Annotated in this window: 16 protein-coding genes; 8 read left to right on the top strand and 8 right to left on the bottom strand. The window is 71.0% G+C overall.

The window, feature by feature from the left end; all coding sequences use genetic code 11:
* Nucleotides 1–100 precede the first annotated feature (100 nt).
* Complete coding sequence (locus DK412_RS16030) at nucleotides 101–1,621, top strand: AMP-binding protein (RefSeq protein ID WP_204165385.1); 1,521 nt, start codon at nucleotides 101–103, stop codon at nucleotides 1,619–1,621.
* A 142-nt stretch (nucleotides 1,622–1,763) separates the two neighbouring features.
* On the opposite strand, the gene glgX is transcribed toward DK412_RS16030, so the two are convergent.
* The 5 genes from glgX to DK412_RS16005 form a co-directional block, all read right to left on the bottom strand.
* Nucleotides 1,764–3,872: a glycogen debranching protein GlgX gene (glgX, locus tag DK412_RS16025; protein ID WP_109972746.1), complete on the bottom strand. Its 2,109-nt coding sequence runs from the start codon at nucleotides 3,870–3,872 to the stop codon at nucleotides 1,764–1,766.
* Between the two features lie 145 nt (nucleotides 3,873–4,017).
* The gene (gene dusA, locus DK412_RS16020; RefSeq protein ID WP_109975301.1) at nucleotides 4,018–5,064 is read right to left on the bottom strand and encodes a tRNA dihydrouridine(20/20a) synthase DusA; all 1,047 of its coding nucleotides are present in this window, start codon (nucleotides 5,062–5,064) and stop codon (nucleotides 4,018–4,020) included.
* A gap of 112 nt (nucleotides 5,065–5,176) precedes the next feature.
* Nucleotides 5,177–6,091 carry an inositol monophosphatase family protein gene (locus DK412_RS16015; RefSeq protein ID WP_109972745.1) on the bottom strand — a complete coding sequence of 305 codons (915 nt, stop codon included), beginning with the start codon at nucleotides 6,089–6,091 and terminating at the stop codon, nucleotides 5,177–5,179.
* A 220-nt stretch (nucleotides 6,092–6,311) separates the two neighbouring features.
* Nucleotides 6,312–8,633, bottom strand: coding sequence for a methyl-accepting chemotaxis protein (locus DK412_RS16010; protein WP_109972744.1), 2,322 nt, complete (start codon nucleotides 8,631–8,633; stop codon nucleotides 6,312–6,314).
* A 212-nt stretch (nucleotides 8,634–8,845) separates the two neighbouring features.
* On the bottom strand, nucleotides 8,846–9,484 hold the full coding sequence (locus tag DK412_RS16005; RefSeq protein ID WP_109972743.1) for an urease accessory protein UreE: 639 nt from the start codon (nucleotides 9,482–9,484) through the stop codon (nucleotides 8,846–8,848).
* A gap of 269 nt (nucleotides 9,485–9,753) precedes the next feature.
* On the opposite strand from DK412_RS16005, the gene DK412_RS16000 reads away from it, so the two are divergent.
* The 3 genes from DK412_RS16000 to DK412_RS15990 all read left to right on the top strand — a co-directional run bounded on the left by DK412_RS16000 (nucleotide 9,754) and on the right by DK412_RS15990 (nucleotide 11,697).
* Nucleotides 9,754–10,023 (top strand): hypothetical protein, encoded by a 270-nt coding sequence (locus DK412_RS16000; RefSeq protein WP_048453159.1) that lies wholly within the window; start codon nucleotides 9,754–9,756, stop codon nucleotides 10,021–10,023.
* Nucleotides 10,024–10,196: 173 nt separating this feature from the next.
* Nucleotides 10,197–10,922 (top strand): DnaJ family molecular chaperone, encoded by a 726-nt coding sequence (locus DK412_RS15995; protein WP_109972742.1) that lies wholly within the window; start codon nucleotides 10,197–10,199, stop codon nucleotides 10,920–10,922.
* Between the two features lie 19 nt (nucleotides 10,923–10,941).
* Entirely contained in the window at nucleotides 10,942–11,697 is a 756-nt protein-coding gene (locus DK412_RS15990; protein ID WP_109972741.1) for an N-acetylmuramoyl-L-alanine amidase, read from the top strand.
* Between the two features lie 24 nt (nucleotides 11,698–11,721).
* Here DK412_RS15990 and DK412_RS15985 read toward each other — a convergent pair whose 3' ends face one another.
* Nucleotides 11,722–12,246, bottom strand: a complete 525-nt coding sequence (locus DK412_RS15985; protein ID WP_093570601.1) for a CoA-binding protein — start codon at nucleotides 12,244–12,246, stop codon at nucleotides 11,722–11,724.
* Complete coding sequence (locus tag DK412_RS15980) at nucleotides 12,243–13,025, bottom strand: enoyl-CoA hydratase (RefSeq protein WP_109972740.1); 783 nt, start codon at nucleotides 13,023–13,025, stop codon at nucleotides 12,243–12,245. Before DK412_RS15980 ends, DK412_RS15985 begins: the two co-directional genes overlap by 4 nt.
* Nucleotides 13,026–13,121: 96 nt before the next feature.
* Between DK412_RS15980 and DK412_RS15975 the strand changes: the two genes are divergently transcribed.
* From DK412_RS15975 to rpsI, 3 genes are all read left to right on the top strand, one after another.
* Entirely contained in the window at nucleotides 13,122–13,562 is a 441-nt protein-coding gene (locus DK412_RS15975) for a PaaI family thioesterase (RefSeq protein ID WP_204165384.1), read from the top strand.
* 202 nt (nucleotides 13,563–13,764) lie between these two features.
* Nucleotides 13,765–14,226 carry a 50S ribosomal protein L13 gene (gene rplM, locus DK412_RS15970; RefSeq protein ID WP_093570598.1) on the top strand — a complete coding sequence of 154 codons (462 nt, stop codon included), beginning with the start codon at nucleotides 13,765–13,767 and terminating at the stop codon, nucleotides 14,224–14,226.
* Between the two features lies 1 nt (nucleotide 14,227).
* Entirely contained in the window at nucleotides 14,228–14,719 is a 492-nt protein-coding gene (gene rpsI / locus DK412_RS15965) for a 30S ribosomal protein S9 (RefSeq protein WP_093570597.1), read from the top strand.
* Nucleotides 14,720–14,818: 99 nt separating this feature from the next.
* Here rpsI and DK412_RS31045 read toward each other — a convergent pair whose 3' ends face one another.
* Nucleotides 14,819–14,998, bottom strand: a complete 180-nt coding sequence (locus tag DK412_RS31045) for a DUF2380 domain-containing protein (protein WP_245446976.1) — start codon at nucleotides 14,996–14,998, stop codon at nucleotides 14,819–14,821.
* 494 nt (nucleotides 14,999–15,492) lie between these two features.
* Between DK412_RS31045 and DK412_RS31040 the strand changes: the two genes are divergently transcribed.
* Nucleotides 15,493–18,813, top strand: coding sequence for a GAF domain-containing protein (locus tag DK412_RS31040; RefSeq protein WP_245446974.1), 3,321 nt, complete (start codon nucleotides 15,493–15,495; stop codon nucleotides 18,811–18,813).
* Nucleotides 18,814–18,817: the final 4 nt, after the last annotated feature.

Here is an 18,817-nt window from a genome sequence, read left to right as displayed (position 1 = left end):
ACCATCCTGCCCTGCGTGGCAGGGCTGGCCTGGAGCCTCTGGCCACTCCCCCCGCCCCCGCGCTAGCACAGGCCCGGACCCCAGGATCCGGAGCCGCCCCTTGCCCGACGACCGCCAGCCGCCCCGCTTCAACGGCGCCCGCTACTGCCTGGAGGCCAATGCCCGGGAGCGGGGCGACAAGCCGGCGCTGATCATGGTCGGCGATCACGGCCGGACCGACGTCATGACCTTCACGCAAGTCGACCGGGCGGTCCGCGGCGTCGCGGCGGGTTTTCGCGGGCTCGGCCTGCCGGCGGGCGCCCGGGTGATGATCCGCATGGGCAACGACGCGGATTACGTGATCACCTACTTCGCGGCTCTGGCCGCCGGGCTGGTGGCGCAGCCCTCCTCGCCCCAGCTCACCGCCGGCGAGGCGGCGTTCCTGATGCAGGATTCCGGCGCCGCGGTGATCGCCGCCGCCGACGAGTGCCCCCTCGATCCGGAGGCCTGCCGCGGCCGGATCGTGCTGCGCCGCGACGACATCGCCCGCCTGCGCGAGGGAGCGCCGCTCGAGGATTACGCCGACACCGCCGCCGACGATCCGGCGACGCTGGTCTACACCTCCGGCACCACCAGCCGGCCGAAAGGGGTGCTGCACGCCCACCGTGCCGTCTGGGGCCGGCGGCCGATGCACGATTTCTGGCTCGGCCTGCGCGAGGACGACGTGGTGCTGCATGCCGGCACCATGAACTGGACCTACACCCTCGGGGTCGGCATCCAGGATCCCTGGGCGCGCGGCGCCACCACGGTGCTCTATAACGGCCGGCGCGATCCCGCCCTGTGGCCGGCGCTGATCGCCCGCCACCGCGCCACCCTGTTCGCGGCGGTGCCGAGCCTCTATCGCCAGATCCTCAAATACGCGGATCTCTCCACCCACGACCTCTCGTCCCTGCGCCACGGCATCACGGCGGGCGAGGCGCTCTCGCCCCAGCTCCTCGCCGAGTGGCGGGAGGCGACCGGCACGCCGCTCTACGAGGCGCTCGGGATGAGCGAGATCTCGACCTACATCTCGACGAGCCCGCTCGTGCCGATCAAGCCCGGCTCGCCGGGCAGGCCGCAGCCGGGGCGGCGCGTCGCGATCCTCCCCGTCGAGGGCGCGCCGGAGCCGCTGCCGGCGGGCACGGTCGGGCTGCTGGCGATCCACCGCTCGGATCCCGCCCTGATGCTCGGCTACTGGAACCGCCCCGAGGAGGAGGCGGCGGTGATGCGGGGGGAGTGGTTCACCGGCGGCGACCTCGCCTCGTTGGATGCGGACGGCTACGTCTGGTTCGAGGGCCGCAACGACGACATCATGAACGCCTTCGGTTACCGGGTGTCGCCGAACGAGGTGGAGAGCGTGCTGATCGCCCATCCCGACGTGCAGGAAGTGGCGGTGACGGAGCTGTCCGTCCGCGACGACGTGCGGGTGATCGCCGCCTTCGTGGTGCCGAAACCGGACGCCGCGCCGCAGCGGGAGGCGCTGCTGGCCTGGTGCGGCGAGCGGCTCGCCGCCTACAAGTGCCCGCGCGAGGTCGTCTTCCTGGAGACGCTGCCGCGGACCCCGAACGGCAAGGTGCAGCGCAAGCGGCTGGCGGCGGGGTGAAAACTGCTTCGGCTCATTCGAGCTTCATCCCACCCGGGACCTCATCCTGAGGTCCCGGGTGGGATTTATGATGAAGAGATATCTGTCGTTCCAGACGGGATGATCCCATTCAAAACTTCGAGCAGGCCGCGCAAGCCTGCACCTATGTCGAGACCACCTTCGCTCCTCGCCCCGCGTTCCGCGCCAGCACCAAGAGCGCCCGCTCCGGCAGCCGCACCATCCCACCGGCCTTGACGCTCTCCCGCCCCGCCGGCCGGCCATCCGCCGCCGTCGTGTCGAAGAGCGGCGTCCACGGCCCGCCGATCACCGGGGCGAGCCGGAAGTCCAGAGCCGCCTCCCCCGCATTGGCGAGGATCAGGAGGCGCCGCCCGTCGGGCGCGTCGTTGCCGATCTGCATGCCGAAGGCCCGGCGCTCGCCGTCGCCCCAGGCGCCGTCATCCATCTCGGCGCCGCAGGGCGAGAGCCAGTGCACGTCCCTCAGGCCTCCCGAGGCCACGGTCTCGCCGGTGAGGAATTTTCGCCGCCGCAGGGCCCGATGGTCGCGACGCAGGGCGAGCAGGTTGCGCACGAAGGCGGTCAGGCTCGGATCGCCGTGATCGGTCTCCCAGTCGACCCAGGAGGTGGCGTTGTCCTGGCAATAGGCGTTGTTGTTGCCGCCCTGGCTGCGCGAGCGCTCGTCGCCCATCAGCAGCATCGGCACGCCCTGCGCGAGCAGGATCGTGGCGAGCAGGTTGCGCTTCTGGCGCGCCCGCACGGCCAGGATCGCGGGATCGTCGGTCGGCCCCTCGACGCCGTAGTTGCGCGAGACGTTGTGGCCGTGGCCGTCGCGGTTGCCCTCGCCGTTGGCCTCGTTGTGCTTCTCCTCGTAGGCGACCACGTCGGCCAGCGTGTAGCCGTCATGCGAGGCGATGAAGTTGATGCTGGCCGAAGGGCCCCGGCCGGAGGCGGAAAAAATCTCCTTCGAGCCGGTCAAGCCTTGCGTCAGCTTCGGCAGCTGGCCGGCATCGCCGCGCCAGAAGCCGCGGGCCGCGTCGCGGAACTGGTCGTTCCAGTCGCTCCAGCCGATCGGGAACCCGCCGAGCTGGTAGCCGCCCATGCCGATGTCCCACGGCTCGGCGATGAGCTTGACCCGCGACAGGAGCGGGTCCTGCGCCATCGCCTGGAGCACCGCGGCGCGGGGGCTGAAATCGTGGGGCGCGCGGGCGAGGCTCGAGGCGAGGTCGAAGCGGAACCCGTCGATCCGGTAGGTCCCGACCCAGTGGCGCAGGGAATCGAGCACCATCTGCATCACCCGCGGCACCGCCACGTCGAGGGTGTTGCCGCAGCCGGTGCAGTCGATGTCGCGGCGCGGATCGTCGGGGTTCAGCTTGTAGTAGCTGGCATTGTCGATGCCGCGGAACGACAGGCTCGGGCCGGTATGGTCGGCCTCGCAGGTGTGGTTGTAGACGACGTCGATCAGCACCTCGATGCCGGCGGCGTGGAGCTGGCGGATCGCGGCCTTGAGCCCCGCCGTCCCCGCCGGCCCGAGATAGCGCGGCTCGGGCGAGAAGTAGTTGAGCGGCGAGTAGCCCCAGAAATTCGTCAGGTCCTTCTCGACCAGGAAGCGGTCGTCGACGAAGGCCTGGATCGGCAGCAATTCGATCGCCGTGACGCCGAGGCGCACGAGGTGATCGACGATCGCCGGGTGGCCGAGCGCCGCGTAGGAGCCGCGCCAGGGCAAAGGCACGTCCGGGTGGGTCTGGGTCAGGGCCCGGACATGGGCCTCGTAGATCACGCTGTCGACGAGGGGGTGGCGCAGAGGCGGATCGTCGTGGACCGGCGCCTCGGGCGCGGTGACGACGCCCTTCGGCATCATCGGGGCGCTGTCGCGCCGGTCGAGCACGTCCTCGCGGTGGCTGCCGCGGCGATAGGGGTAGAGCGCGTCGTGCCAGCGCACGCGGCCGTGCAGCTCGCGGGCATAGGGGTCGATCAGGAGCTTGTGCGGGTTGAAGCGGTGGCCGCGCGCCGGCTCCCAGGGGCCGTGCACCCGGTAGCCGTAGAGCTGCCCGGGCAGCACGCCCGAGAGGTAGCCGTGCCAGACGTCGTCGGTGCGCCGCGGCAGGCGGACCACGTCGGTCTGGACCCGGCCGGTCGGGTCGAACAGGCACAGGTCCACCGCCGTGGCATGGGCGGAGAACAGCGCGAAATTGACCCCGCGCCCGTCGAAATGGGCGCCGAGCGGGCCCGCGGCGCCGTCGTCGAGTGCGATCATCCGGTCCGTCCAACCCTCGGGCGCGCCTGTTCGCTGGCGAACATGCCCGCGGAGCGCCCGGCTGCCAAGCTGAGGCGCGACAGCGATCCCCCGGCGAAATCTCACAAGACTTCGCCGGGGGATCGCTTGCGCCGGAATGCCGTCCTCAGGCGGCGGCGCTCGCCGGCTCGCGGCAGGACGTCTCACGGGACACGAGTGCCACCGCCTCGCGCAGGGTGTGCAGGCCCGCGTCGGGACGGGTGCCGGCGACCGAGAGGTGGCGGCGATACGGCCGCGCGCCCGGGCGGCCGTTGAACAGGCCGAGCATGTGCCGGGTCATGGCGTGCAGGCGCACGCCCTCCTGGAGCCGCGCCGCGATATACGGCTCGTAGGCCTCGACCGCCGCGAAGGGATCGGCCACCGGCGCCGGCGCCCCGAACAAGTCCGGATCGACGCCGAGCAGCAGGGCCGGCTCCGCATAGGCCGCGCGGCCGAGCATCACCCCGTCGAGGGCGAGACCGTCCCGCGGCTCCAGCTCGGCCTTCGCGGCGGCCAGGTCCTGCAGGCCGCCGTTGAGGGCGACCGGCAGGTCGGGATTCGCGCGCTTGAGACGGTGGACCCGGCCGTAATCGAGGGGCGGGATGTCCCGGTTCTCCTTCGGCGACAACCCCTTGAGCCAGGCCTTGCGGGCATGCACGATGAGCGCGTCGACCCCTGCCGCCCGTACCGCAGCGGTCAAGGCGTCGAGCGCCGCCTCCGGATCCTGGTCGTCCACGCCGATGCGGCACTTCACCGTCACCGGCACCGCGACCGCGGCCTTCATGGCGGCGACGCACTCGCCGACGAGGGCCGGCTCGCGCATCAGGCAGGCGCCGAAGCGCCCGTCCTGCACCCGGTCGGAGGGGCAGCCGACATTGAGGTTCACCTCGCGGTAGCCGAACTCTTCGGCGATGCGCGCCGCCGCCGCGAGGTCGCCCGGATCCGACCCGCCGAGCTGGATCGCCACCGGGTGCTCGGCCGCATCGAAGCCGATCAGCCGCTCCCGCGGCCCGTGCAGCACCGCGCCGGTCGTCACCATCTCGGTGTAGAGGAGCGCCCGGGCCGAGAGGGTGCGGTGGAACGCCCGGCAGTGGCGATCCGTCCAGTCCATCATCGGGGCCACGGAAAACCGCCAGGCGCTGCCGTCGCCGGCGCCATTGATCGTGTCAGCCATCATGGCGACCGTTATGCCGCATCGCCTGCCGTCGTTCCAGGCAGTGAGCCGCCGCTCGGTCGCGCCCGGCTCGCGGGCCCGCTCTTCAGGCCGCGATCCAGGCGGAGCGTGATCAGTCCGGAGAGCCCCGCCGCACCGGCCCCGACGGACACACGGCTCGGGCGAGCGCCCGTGCCGCCGCGAGATCGCGGCACACGAGCCAGAGCGCGTCATGGCCCGAGAACGTGCGATCGAACACCTCGATGAGCCGAGCAGGCGGAGGCGCGAGATCCGGCCAGCGGTACAATCCGAATCCGAGCGCTTCGAGAACCGGCAGGATCGCCGCCGCGTCCCAGAGCATGTGATTGAGGCAGGTGGCATCGATCCGCCCCAAAGCGAGAAGCGCGGCATCGGACACAGCGCTGCTCTCGCTCCACGGGAAGAATCCCTGCTCGTAGTCGAGCGTGTAGCGCTGGGCCGCGACGGGCAGCCATCCGACGTGATGCGTGAGGCGATCCGGTCGCTGCAGGCGCTGGAGCGCCCGCGTCCGCCTCCCCGCGCGTGTCGGGGCCCAGTACGCCACGCCATCCACCGCCGCGAGGAGAAGCCCGCGCTGATCGGCAGCGCGCCGCACCGCGAACGGATCGGACCGGTCGTCGAACCAGGCGGGCAGGCTCATGACGCCCGCCCGGGGCCAGCCGGACCGGCAGGCCGCCACCATCGTGCCCCAGCTCGCCAGCCCGGCGGCGTACGGCTTCGTTCCGTCGATGGGATCGCCCACGAACGTCCACTGGTCCTCGCTCAGCAGCCGCTCGGCCTGGTCGTAGCCGAGTCGATCGACGGTCTCCTCCTCGATGAGGCGGGGACCGAAACGGGCATGCATCAGACGGCTGACCGCGAGGTCCGCCTCGGTCAGCGCCTGGCCGAGGCCCACCTCCTTGTGGGTCACGGACACGCCACGCTCCCAATGCTCCAGGGCGAGGACGGCCGCCTCCTCCGCGACGGCGAGCAGGCGGTCGAGAATGGGTGTGTCGGACGGAGGGGACATGTCATTCGATTTCCGAGTGATTGCTTCAGGCGATCCTGCCGGATCGCTTACGCAATGCGGAAATCGGCTTCGCTCAGGCGTGTGAAGCCAGCGGCTTCACCGCGCGGGCTTGCGATACGATGTCCGGAAGGAATCTCCCGGACATCGTATCAGTTCGCCAATTTGCCGAAATCCCGCACCGATCCCACGCGCGGCGGCTTCACCGGTCCGAGCCTGATCCTCAGGCCGCCTTCACGCCCCCCAGGAACGCGTCCACCTCCCCGCGCAGGCCCGTCGCGGTGCCGGCCAAGGCCTCGGCGGCGGCGAGCACGCGGGCGGCGGCCGCACCGGCGCCCTCGGCGTCGCGGCGCACGTCGCGGATGCCGGTCGAGACCACCTGCGTCCCCTGCGCCGCCTCGCCGACGTTGCGGGCGATCTCCTGGGTCGCCGCGCCCTGTTGCTCCATGGCGGCGGTGATGCCCGTGGCGATCTCGGACATCTCGCCGATCACCCCGCCGATCGCGCTCAAGGCCGCCACGGCCTCGCGGGTCGCGCCCTGGATGCGGGCGATCTGGTCGCCGATCTCCTCCGTGGCCTTCGCGGTCTGGCCGGCCAGCTGCTTGACCTCGGCCGCGACGACCGCGAAGCCGCGGCCCGCCTCCCCGGCCCGCGCCGCCTCGATCGTGGCGTTGAGCGCCAGGAGGTTGGTCTGCCCGGCGATGCCCTGGATCAGGACCACGACCTCGCCGATGCGCTCGGCGCCGGCGGCGAGCGCCGCGATGACCGCATCGGTCTCCCGGGCGCGCCCGACGGCGTTCGTCGCGATGCCCGCCGAGTGCGCGACCTGGCGGGCGATCTCGCGGATCGAGATCGCCATCTCTTCTGTCGCGGCGGCGACCGTCTCGACATTGGCCGAGGTGCGCTCGGCGGCCTCCGCGACCTCGGCCGAGCGGGCGTTGGTGCGCGCCGCCGCCGCCGACATCGAGGCCGCCGTCTCCTGCATCGTGTCCGCGGCCTGGGCCAGGCCCCGGGTCGAGGAGGCCATCGTGTCCTCGAAGCCCGCGGTCAGCGTGCCGAGGCGGGCCGCCCGCCCGGCCTCCGTCCGGGCGGCCTCGGCGGCGTCCGCGTCGCTCCGCGCCTTGGCGACGAGGGCGTCCCGAAAGACGCCGACCGCCCGCGCCATGGCGCCGATCTCGTCGCGCCGCTCCCGGGCCGGGACCGCGGCGGAGAGGTCGCCGGCGGCGAGCGCCCGCATCGCGGCGGCGAGCTGCCCGATCGGCCGCACGATGCCGCGGGCGAGCCACAACGCCGCCGCGATGCCGAGGGAGGCGGCGAGCGCGACGCCGACGAGGAGCAGGATCTCGGCGGCGCGGCGCTCGGACCCGATCCGGGCGAGCTCGCCGTCGCCGGCCTGACGGGCGGCGGTGACGAGGGTGCTCAGGTGCCCGTCGCGCTCGCCGAGGATCGCGGCCTGCGCGCCGTTCGCCTGGACGATCCCCGGAACCTGGCCCTTGATGTCCCGCACCTTGGCGATCAGCTCCTCGATCGACCGGCGCGCGGCCGGATCGGTCTCGACGCGGTGGATCGTCTCGACCGCCTTCGTCAGCGCGTCGGCGCTGGCGACGACCGCCGCGCCCTCGTCCCGGGCCGAGAACAGGGCGATCTCGGCGATCTGGAGCGACTTCGCGGCGTCGAGCGCCTCCGCGCTGGCGCTCAGCAGGGCGGCCGCCTGCTCGACCCGGTCCTGCTCCGCCCGCAGGCGGGCCTGGACGGCGGCACCGGCATCGCTCTGGACCTGCTCGACCTCGCGCAGGGCCGCCATGATGGCGGTGAAGGCCTTGGTGATCGTCTCCGCCCGTCCCGCCTCCTCCGGGCCTAAGTCGACCGCGTCGAAGTAGTCGTCGAGGGCGTCGACCGCCGCCTTGGCCGGAACCCGCATCGCGTCCTGCCCGGCGAGACGCTTCAGAATCCCTGACAGGAGGCGGTAGCGCTCGGCGACCGACGCCCGGTCGCCGCCCGGAGCCTGCTCGCTGTTGCGCATCTCCAGGGCGCCGCGGACCGCCGAGCCCGCGAGCGAGCCGGCGGTGGCGGCTTCCTTGAGCGCCTCGATGCTCTCCTGGAGCGCCTGGCTCGCCGCCGCCAGGCGGGCCTTCTGCGCCGCGCCGATCCGGCCGGCCGCGCCCTGCAGGTCCTCGATCAGGCGCAGGTGCTCGGCCTGGACCCGCGCCTTGCGCTCCTGCTCGGCGGCGTAGGCCGTGCGGGTGCGCGCGAAGGCGTCGGTGCCGCGGGCCATCGCCTCCGCGCCCGGAACGGCGGAGAAGCCGGCGCGGACCCGCGCGAGGCCGTCGGTCACCGCTCCCTCCCCCCGGCCGGTCGCGTCGTGCAGCGAGCGCTCGGCGGCGAGCGCGAGGTCGCCGACGCGCCCCGCGAGCACCTGCGCGGCGTTCGCGGTGTCCACGCGCTGGGCGAAGCCCGAGAGGCTGACCCAGCCCGAGGCGGCGACGCCGGCGGTCAGCGCCAGCATCACCGAGAAGCCGCAGAGGAGGCGCGCCTTGATCGTCATCGGACCGTGAACCCGGGTCTGCTTGTCACCGGGACCGGAAGTTATGACGCCGGGCTTAAGTACGGCTTAAGACTTCGCGGCCGACTTGATTTCGCACTGCACAAATAATTGAAGTCGCATGCGGGCGAGACGGAACGAAGGGCAACTCGCCCCGTCCCGGCGGGGAGCGACCGGGGAAGGCCGATCCGCGCGGGGCAGCGGGCGACCCGCGATCAGTGGCCGTGCTTGCAGTTCGGGCCGTGGACATGCCCGTGATCGTGGTGCTGGTGGTCGTGCCCATGGCCGTGGCCGGCGTGATCGTGATGCCCGTGGTCATGGGCGTGATCATGGTGGCCGTGATGGTCATGGCCGTGGGCGTGGGGCTCGTGCCCGTGGTCGTGCCCGTGGTGATGGTGGTCGTGCCCGCAGGTGCTGTGGTCGTGGGCCGCCGCCTCCTTCTCGGGGCGGAACGGGCGCTGGAGCGCGGTCGCGGTGCAACCCTGGCCGCGGATCAGCTCCGCCACCACCGGGTCGTCGAGGACGTAGAGCGCGTCGGCGGTCACCTCGGCCTGGACATGGTTGCTGCCGAGCTGCCAGGCGAGGCGGGTGAGCCGGACCGGGTTCTCGGCCGTGACCGCGAGCAGGGCCTGGCTGGCGGCGAGGATGCGCACCAGGCGGCCGTCCTCCAGGCGCACCGCGTCGCCGTCCTCCAGCACCGTCGTCCGGTCGAGGTCGAGGCGGAGGCGGAGGCCGCCCTTCGTGGTGAGCTCGCTATTGCGGCGGGAGCGGGCGGCGTGGTCGAGGGCGACCTCGTCGGCGACGGCGTCGGGGCGCACGGCGGCTTTGCGGACGATGGTGGTGGCGCGCTGCATCGGGTCCTCGCGGGCGTGTCTTGCCTGGCGTGTCTTGCCTGAACTCTGTCCGGCTCCCTGTAGAGCATTTGGCCGGTTCGCGGCAGGTCCCGGGAGCTGTGGCTTTCGCGTCGCACCCCGGCGATTCGTCACCGGTCCGGCGCCGGCTCCGGGAACTCCCCGGCGGCCAAGCTCATTTGGCGTTCAGCCAGGTTACGGCTAAGCTCGGGGCCAGGGTGCGGGGTCGACGACCCGGTTCCGGACCGCGATATGCACGAGGGGAGAACTCCATGAAGAAGCTCATCGCCGCCACGCTCGCCGGCGCCATGGCGCTGTCGCTCGGCGCCTGCAACACCCCCGGCGACCGTGCTGCGGGCGGCGCCGCCCTCGGCGGCCTGACCGGCGCGGCGATCGGCGCGGCGGCCACCGGCCGGGCCGGCGGCGCGCTGGCGGGCGGCCTGATCGGCGCGGCCGGCGGCGCCGTGGTCGGCGCGGCCACTGCCCCGCAATGCCCCTACGGCACCTATCGCGATCCCTACGGCAACGTGTACTGCCGCTGATCGACCGAGCGTGAGCGCATCCGGCGATGTCGCCGGGTGCGCTACCACATTCCGCAGACGGCCCGGGGGCGCTACAACGGCGCCATGACGCCCTTGCCTCTCCGAACCTTGCCTCTCCGAAACCGCCCTCTCGAAGCTCCCCTCCCCTGCCCGACCGGGACCGGGAGGCGCCAGTGAGCCAGGGCGTCTGGGGCAAGCTCGGCGGGGCGGGCATCGGGCTCGCCGCCGGCGGTCCGCTCGGCGCGCTGATCGGCGCGGTGGCGGGCCATTTCCTCCTCGACCGCGAGGGCTCGCTGTTCGGGCCGACCCCGCGGGAGGTGGTGTTCACCACCGGGCTCGTGGCGCTCGCCGCCAAGATGGCGAAGTCGGACGGGGTGGTGACGCCCTCCGAGGTCGCGGCCTTCGCCGACATCGTGCAGGTCCCCGAGGACGAGCGCGCCGGGATCGAGCGCCTGTTCGACCTCGCCAAGCGCACCACCAGCGGCTTCGAGGGCTATGCCCGCCAGGTCGCTGACACCTTTCACGATGAGCCGGCCCTGCTCGAGGACGTGCTCGACGGCCTCTTTCACATCGCCAAGGCGGACGGCGCGGTCCACGAGAGCGAGGCGCGCTACCTCGCCGAGGTGGCGGCGATCTTCGGCTTCGACGAGGCGCGCTTCGCCGCCGTCACCGCCCGGCACCTGCGGCTCGCCGACGATCCCTACGAGGTGCTGGGCGCCGCCCGCACCCTCACCGATGCCGAGCTGAAGGCGCGCTACCGGGCCTTGGTCTCCGAGAACCATCCCGACCGGGCGATCGCCCGCGGCCTGCCGCCGGCCGCGGTCGCCATCGCGACGCGGCGGCTCGCCGCCATCAACGCCGCCTACGACCGCATCGCCGCCGAGCGGCACCTGAGCTGACACAGGGCTTTATCCCGTCATGAGCCTCACTCCCGACAGCCCGGTCGCCACCCAGGTGGTGCCCTCCCCCAACCACGACGAGCGGACCCTGCCGGTCGACGCCCTGATCCTGCACTATACCGGCATGGCGAGCGCCTCCGAGGCGCTGTTGCGGCTGTGCAACCCGCTCTCCAAGGTCTCGGCGCACTACCTCGTCTTCGAGGAGGGGCGGGTGGTGCAGATGGTGCCGGAGGCGCGGCGTGCCTGGCAGGCCGGCGTGTCGGCCTGGGAGGGGGTGCGGGACATGAACTCGCGCTCGATCGGCATCGAGATCGCGCATCCGGGCCACGCCCAGGACGGCAGCCTCGCGCCCTATCCGGCGGCGCAGATGGCATCGGTCACGGCGCTCTGCCGCGACCTCCTGGGGCGCTGGCCGATCCGCGCCGACCGGGTGCTCGGCCATTCCGACATCGCGCCCGAGCGCAAGATCGACCCGGGCGAGAGCTTTCCCTGGGAGCAGCTTCACCGCGAGGGCATCGGCCACTGGGTGCCGCCGGCCCCGATCCGCGACGGGCGCTTCTTCTCCGAGGGCGATGCCGGCCAGCCGATCGAGGCGCTGCAATCGATGTTCGCGCTCTACGGCTACGACGTGCCGGTGAGCGGCACCTTCGACGCCCGGACGAAGGACGTGGTCACGGCCTTCCAGCGCCACTTCCGCCCCGCCCGGGTCGACGGGGTGGCCGATGCCTCGACCATCACCACCCTGCGCGACCTGCTGGCGGCGAAGCCCGCGTGACGGCCTCCCGCGTGAGGGACGGCCTTACCGCTCCTCGATCGTCAGCTTCTGGAATCCCTTGGCGGCGAGCTTCGGCCGCTTGGCGCTGAGGATGCGGGAATTCACCCCCGTCCAGCCGATCTCGCCCGAGAGGCGGCCATACTCGATCTTCGGGCAGCGGTTCATCACCACGGTGACGCCCCGCGCCTCGGCCCGGGCCGCGCCCGCATCGTTGCGCACGCCGAGCTGCATCCAGATCACCTGCGGCAGCGGGTCGAGGGCGAGCGCCTCGTCGACGAGCGGGCCGGCGGCCTCGGAATTCCGGAAGATCTCGACCATGTCGACCGGCTGGGTCAGGTCGGCCAGCCGCGCCACCACCGGCCGGCCGAGGATCTCGCCCCCGGCGAGGCCCGGATTGACCGGGATCACCTGGTAGCCGCGCTCCAAAAGATACTTGGTGACGATCCAGCTCGGCCGGGCCGGGTTGGCGGAAGCGCCGACCAGCGCGATGCTGCGCACCTGCCGCAGGATTTTTCTCAAGGCCTCGTCGTCGTAGCGATCGTGATTCATCGGGCCGCCCTCTTGTCGAGGAAGGCCGCGATGCCGTCCTCCGCCGCGCGGGCGAGCATGTTCTCGGTCATCACCCGGCCGGCATGGGCGTAGGCTTCGGCCAGCGGCATCTCCAGTTGCTCGTAGAAGGCGCGCTTGCCGACCCGCACCGTATAGGCGCTGCGGGCCGCGATGCCGGCGGCGAGAGCTTGCGCGGCTTCGAGCGCCGTGCCGGCCGGCACCACCCGGTTGACGAGGCCGAGCGCCTTCGCCTCCTCCGCCTCCGCCATCTCGGCGGTGAGCAGCATCGCCATCGCGGCCTTGCGCGACAGGTTGCGCGACAGGGCCACCATCGGGGTCGAGCAGAAGAGGCCGATCTGCACGCCGGGCGTCGCGAAGCGGGCCTCCTCACCGGCCACCGCGAGATCGCAGGAAGCCACCAACTGGCAGCCGGCCGCCGTGGCGATGCCCTCGATGGCGGCGATCACCGGCTGCGGCAGGGCGGGGATCGCCATCATCACCGACGAGCAGAGATCGAACAGGTCCTTGAACCGGCCAGCACCCCGGTCGGCGTCCGCCCGGTAGGCGGTCATCTCCTTGAGGTCGTGGCCGGCGCAGAAGGCCGGCCCCTCGGCGGCGAGCACCACGGCGCGCACGCTCTCGTCCGCGGAGAGCCGGGCGAATTCTTCCGAGAGGGCGGTCAGCATCGCGTGCGACAGGGCGTTGCGGGCCCGCGGCCGGTTGAGGGTCAGGGTCGCGACGCCGTCGCGGTCGTCGCGGAGGAGCAGGGTCTCGGACATGCGGTCTCGGTTGCGGGCGAAACGGATGGCCTATTGTCCGGTGCCGGGCGCCGTGCTGCAAGATCGTGCATGACGCCGAACGGACACGCCCCACGCATGCCTGCCGCACCTCTTGCCCTGATGATGGACCGCGACGCGGTCGCGGCCTTCCTCGACGAGGTTTTTCCGCAGATCCATCACGGCGGCCCGGGCCCGGTGGTCGAGAGCGTCGGTCCCCTCACCGCCACGATGCGCCTGCCCTACCACGAGCGCCACCTGCGGCCCGGGGGCACCCTGTCGGGCCCCGCCATGATGGGGCTCGCGGATGTGGCGCTCTACGTCGCGATCCTGGCCCAGATCGGCCCGGTGGCGCTCGCCGTCACCACCAACCTGTCGTTCAACTTCATGCGCAAGCCGGCGCAGGCCGACCTCCTGGCGGAGGCCCGCCTGCTCAAGCTCGGGCGCTCGCTCGCCGTCGGCGAGGTGCTGATTCGCAGCGTCGGTCAGGACGATCTCGTCTGCCACGCCACCGGCACCTACGCGCTGCCGCCGCGCTGAACCCGATCGGAGTTTAGCGGTATCATGATACCGCTATGCGGAAGCCGCTCGAAAATATCGGCTTTTTGCCTCCTTGGAATTTCCGTGTCGCTTGACGGCGGCGCGATCCTCGATTAATGAGCCGGCCATCGCCGCCGCGCGCTCGTTTCCGACCGCGACGGCGTCCTGTTTTTTTGTCCAAGACTTCCGGGACCTATCCGCGATGAAGACCTTTTCGCTGAAGCCCGCCGACGTCGACAAGAAGTGGGTGATCATCGACGCGGAGGGCCTCGTGGTCGGCCGCCTGGCGTCGGTCATCGCGATGCGTCTGCGGGGCAAGCACAAGCCCCAGTACACGCCCCACGTCGATTGCGGCGATAACGTCATCGTCATCAATGCGGAGAAGGTGAAGTTCACCGGCCGCAAGTATAACCAGAAGGTGTACTACCACCACACTGGTTACCCGGGCGGCATCAAGGAGCGCTCGGCCAAGTTCATCCTCGAGGGCCGCTTCCCCGAGCGCGTCGTCGAGAAGGCCGTGGAGCGCATGCTGCCGCGCGGCCCGCTGTTCCGGCAGATCCTGGGCAACCTCCGGGTCTACAAGGGCAACGAGCACCCCCACACCGCCCAGCAGCCGGAGACGCTCGACGTCGCCGCTCTCAACCGCAAGAACGTGAGCGCGTAAGATGGCGACCCTTCAGTCCCTCGCCGACCTCGGCCAGGCCAGCAAGGCCCAGAACTCGTCGCAGGGCGAGAACGAGGCCCCGGTCCACGTCCAGAAGCTGGACTCCCTCGGCCGCGCCTACGCCACCGGCAAGCGCAAGGACGCGATCGCCCGCGTCTGGATCAAGCCCGGCGCCGGCAAGATCACGGTGAACGACCGCCCGGTCGACACCTACTTCGCCCGCCCGGTGCTGCGCATGATCCTGCAGCAGCCGCTCCAGATCGTGGACCGCGTCGACCAGTACGACATCGTCGTCACGGTCGCCGGCGGCGGCCTCTCCGGCCAGGCCGGCGCGGTGCGCCACGGCCTGTCCAAGGCCCTGACCTACTTCGAGCCCGAGCTGCGCAGCCCGCTGAAGCGCGAAGGCTTCCTGACCCGCGACCCCCGCGTGGTCGAGCGCAAGAAGTACGGCCGCAAGAAGGCCCGCCGCAGCTTCCAGTTCTCGAAGCGCTAAGGCGACCTTTCGGTCATTGCAAAATGGAAGGGCGGGCCCGCGAGGGCCCGCCCTTTTTCTTTCGCTGTCCGGGCTTCTCGGCTGCTCCGAAGGGGACGGTCAGTCGCTGCGGTGCCGGCCGGCATCCCGGATCTGCGAGACCCGGAACGCCTCGGCGCGCCGCCACGCCTCGTCCGTGTCGCGGCGGAAGGTGAGATCGCGCGAGAAGACCTCCCGGCCGGTCCGGGCATCCGCGAGCCATGCCCACATCTGCAGCAACAGGGTGCTGCTCTCGTGCACGACGCCGATGAAGACCAGTTCGGCCCCCTGCCGGCGCGCGGCGCCCAGGAGGCAGGCCGCCTCGCCAGCCGGACAAATCCCGCGGCAAATTCCCGACCGGGAGGATCGTCGCCCGATACAGGCCCCGCGCGGGTCAGGTCCCCCGCCGGGTGGGTATCACGCCGGTGCATGGAGACCGGACATTCAAGAGAATGGAGAAGGACGGATCGATCCAGCCGCAGCAGCGGCAGAGCGAGATCATGGACAAGAAAGAAGGCGCTTGCCCTCTTGGCAAACTGGACGTACCGACCGACTGCCACCGACTTGTCTTGGATGGCCCAAGCATAACGGACGGGCCATGCCAAGGTCCGGCCGCGGCCTGGCCCGCCTCCGCTTCCGGGCATCGCGCCAACTCCCGCTCCCCATCCACAGCGGCCTCTCTTATGGTAAAGCTGGCGGAGCTCGGACACTAGCGGCACGGTGCTCAGTCTGCGAGAAGGTGGAGGCGGGGCGCGATGTGGCCCTATCGGCCACTCGCGATGCAGAACGACACACCCGGCACAACCGTCAGCGACCCCGACCGCCTCGCAGCCCTCGAGGCGCTGGCCATCCTAGACACGCCTCCCGAGCAAGGGTTCGACGACATTGTTCGTCTGGCAACCCGCCTCTGCGCGACACCGGTCGCCCTCGTCAGCCTGGTCGCCGCGGATCGGCAATGGTTCAAGGCCCGCGTGGGCTTCCCGCGCTGCGAGACCGCCCTCAACGCTTCGGTCTGCGCCCACGCCCTCGTCGAACCTGATTTTCTCGTCATCCCCGACCTGACGGCGGACCCGCGCACGGCCGCGAATCCGCTCGTCACCGGCGAGCCCTTCATTCGGTTCTATGCCGGCGCGCCGCTGCGCCTGACGGGCGGACAGGTCGTCGGCTCCCTGTGCGTGATCGATACCGCCGCCCGACCGGGGGGTCTGACGCGTGACCAGGCCGACGACCTGCGCGCCCTGGCACGCCAGGTCTCGACCCTCCTGGAGATGCGCCGCGAGGTCGCGCATCGCGACGAGGTCCTCGACAATCAGCGCGCTGAACTGCAGCAGGCGCGACGCCTCGACCTCCTCGCCAAGGCCTCTTCCTCACTCGTCGCCGCGACCGATCCGGCGGCCGTGCTCGAACCGATCCTGGCCACCGGCACGCGAGCCTTGGGTTTCGACCTGTGCTTCATCTACGACATCGACCCTGAAGGCCGACATCTGCGGCTGATCCAGTCGGTCGGCACCACCAACGAGCAGCGCGCGGCCTTGAGCTGCGTCGATCTCGATTTGCCGCTATGCGGGATCGTCGTTCGCACCCGTCGGCCTCTCGTGCTCGAGGCCGTGCAGGCGAGCATCGAGCCGCGCTACGCCCTCGCGCGGGAGGCCGGCTTCGACGCCTTCGCGGGCTACCCGATCCTGAGCCGCGGTCAGCTCGTCGGCGTGGTGTCGTTCGTCTCGACGCGCGAGCCGGCCTTCGACGCTGGTGCCCTGACCTTCTTCGCCACGTTCGCTCGGCTGATGTCGGGCGTCAGAGAACGCCTCGATGTCGATGCGGTGTTGCGGGCCAGCGATACTCGCTCACGGCTCGCCCAGGAGGCTGGTCACATCGGCACCTTCGAGGTCGACGTCGCGAGCGGCCTTTCGCGCGTGTCGGCCGAGCATTGTCGGATCTATGGCGTACCGGAAGCCGGGGTCTACTCGCTGGAGACGCTCACGGCGCTGGCCGTTCCCGAGGACCGCGCGCTCCCCTCGACGCAGGCCACGATCCGGGATGGCACGGCCTCGACCGAGGTGGAGTACCGCATCCGGCGCGCCAACGATGGTGCCGTGCGCTGGATCTCACGGATCGGCCGCTTCGTGCGGGACGACGCCGGCGCAGTGCTCCGCATGGTCGGCACGGTGCAGGACATCACCGCGCGCAAGGAGGTGGAGGCGGAATTGCGGGCCAGCGAGGCCTTGGCCCGCGAGAACATCCAGCGCGTGCAACTGGCCCTGGCGGCCGGCGCGATCATCGGCACGTGGCACTGGGACCTGCCGACCGACCGGTTCACGGTCGACGACGCCTTCGCTCATTCCTTCGGTCTCGATCCGGCGCTCGGTCGAGATAGCATCCCCCTGGAGCAGATCGTCGCCACCGTTCATCCCGACGATCAGGCGGGTCTGGCGGCAGCGATCAACGAGGCCGTCGCGCGGGGTGGAACCTACGCTCACCAATATCGGGTCCGGCGCGCGGACGGACACTATTACTGGATCGAGGCGAACGGACGGGTCGATCACGGGTCGGACGGCACCCCGCTGAGTTTCCCCGGCGTCCTTCTCGATGTGGAGGAACGACGCGCGGCACAGGAAGCGTTGCGCGCGAGCGAGGCGCACTGGCGCGGCTTGTTCGAGCGCCTGAGCGAAGGATTTCAGCTCACGGAAGCGATCCGCGACGGCGCAGGTGTCATTACGGACTTCCGGATCCTCGATATCAACCCGGCTTGGACCACGCAAATCGGAATTCCAGCCGACCAAGTCATTGGATATACCGCACGCCAAATTTTCGGTGGGAGCGCCCAGGGCTGGATCGGCGCGTTTGGCCAGGTGGTTGAGACAGGCAAAACGTGGCGGTTCACCAAGCAGTTCGCTCCTAACGGCCGCTGGTATGACGGCAATGCATTCAGGCTCGACGGCGACCGCTTCGGGGTCATCTTCCTGGATGCGACCGCGCGTGTCGGCGCGGAAAGCCGCCGCATGGCGCTCCTGGCCCTCGGCGACGACCTGCGCGACCTGACGACGGTCGGAGCGATGACTCAGGCCGCCGCCGAGATCGTCGGGCGCACCTTGGGCGCGACCCGCGCTGGGCTCGGTCGCATCGTCGGCGAGGTCGAGGCTATCGACATCGAACAGGACTGGACCGCACCGGGTCACGTCAGCATCGCCGGGCGGCACCGCTTCGACGATTACGGCGACATACGGGCCAACCTTGCCCGAGGCGAGCCACTGGTCATCGACGACGTCACGACCGACCCGCGCACCAGGGACGATCCCGGCCCGATGCAGGCGATCGGCATCGGTGCCCTGATCAACATGCCGGTGCGCGAGCGCGGGCGTGCCGTCGCGGTATTCATCGTCCACGACGTGCGGCCTCGAACCTGGACGGCCGAGGAGCTTGCGTTCCTGCGCAACGTCGCCGACCGGGTCGAGGTCGGCGTCGCGCGCGTGCGTGCCGAGGAGTTGCAGGCCGTCCTGAACAAGGAGCTGGCCCATCGGTTGAAGAACACCCTCGCCATCGTCCAGTCGATCGCCGCGCAGACCCTGCGGGGTGTCACTGAGCGCGACCTGGTCGAGGCGTTCGAGCGCCGCGTGCTGGCCTTATCGCGGGCTCATGACGTGCTGATCCAGAAGAACTGGTCGGCTGCCAGGCTTCGCTCGGTAATGGAGAGCGTATTGAGTATGCAGACAGACCTGGACCGGTTTGCGCTCGACGGCCCTGACATGGACATCAGCCCGCAGGCTGCATTGTCTCTGTCGCTTCTGCTGCACGAGCTCGCGACCAATGCCCTCAAGTACGGCGCGCTTTCGGCTGCAACCGGCGCGGTGCGCGTAAGATGGCGCGCCGACAGCGGTGCTGCTCCGACATTGGTCTTAGACTGGGCCGAAACGGGCGGGCCGGTGGTGACGCCACCACGCAACAAAGGCGGCTTCGGGTCGCGCCTGATCCGCATGGGATTGCTCGGAACCCGCGAGGCCGACCTGGATTTTAATCCTGGGGGCCTTAGAGCTCAGTTCCGCGCGCCGCTCGCCGAAGTTCAGGTTCAGGTTCACTAGCCCC

This window comes from Methylobacterium sp. 17Sr1-1 (genome assembly GCF_003173775.1).
Classification (GTDB): Bacteria; Pseudomonadota; Alphaproteobacteria; order Rhizobiales; family Beijerinckiaceae; genus Methylobacterium.
The sequence above is the reverse complement of the archived record's forward strand: the minus strand, read 5'-3'. Positions and strand labels throughout refer to the sequence as shown.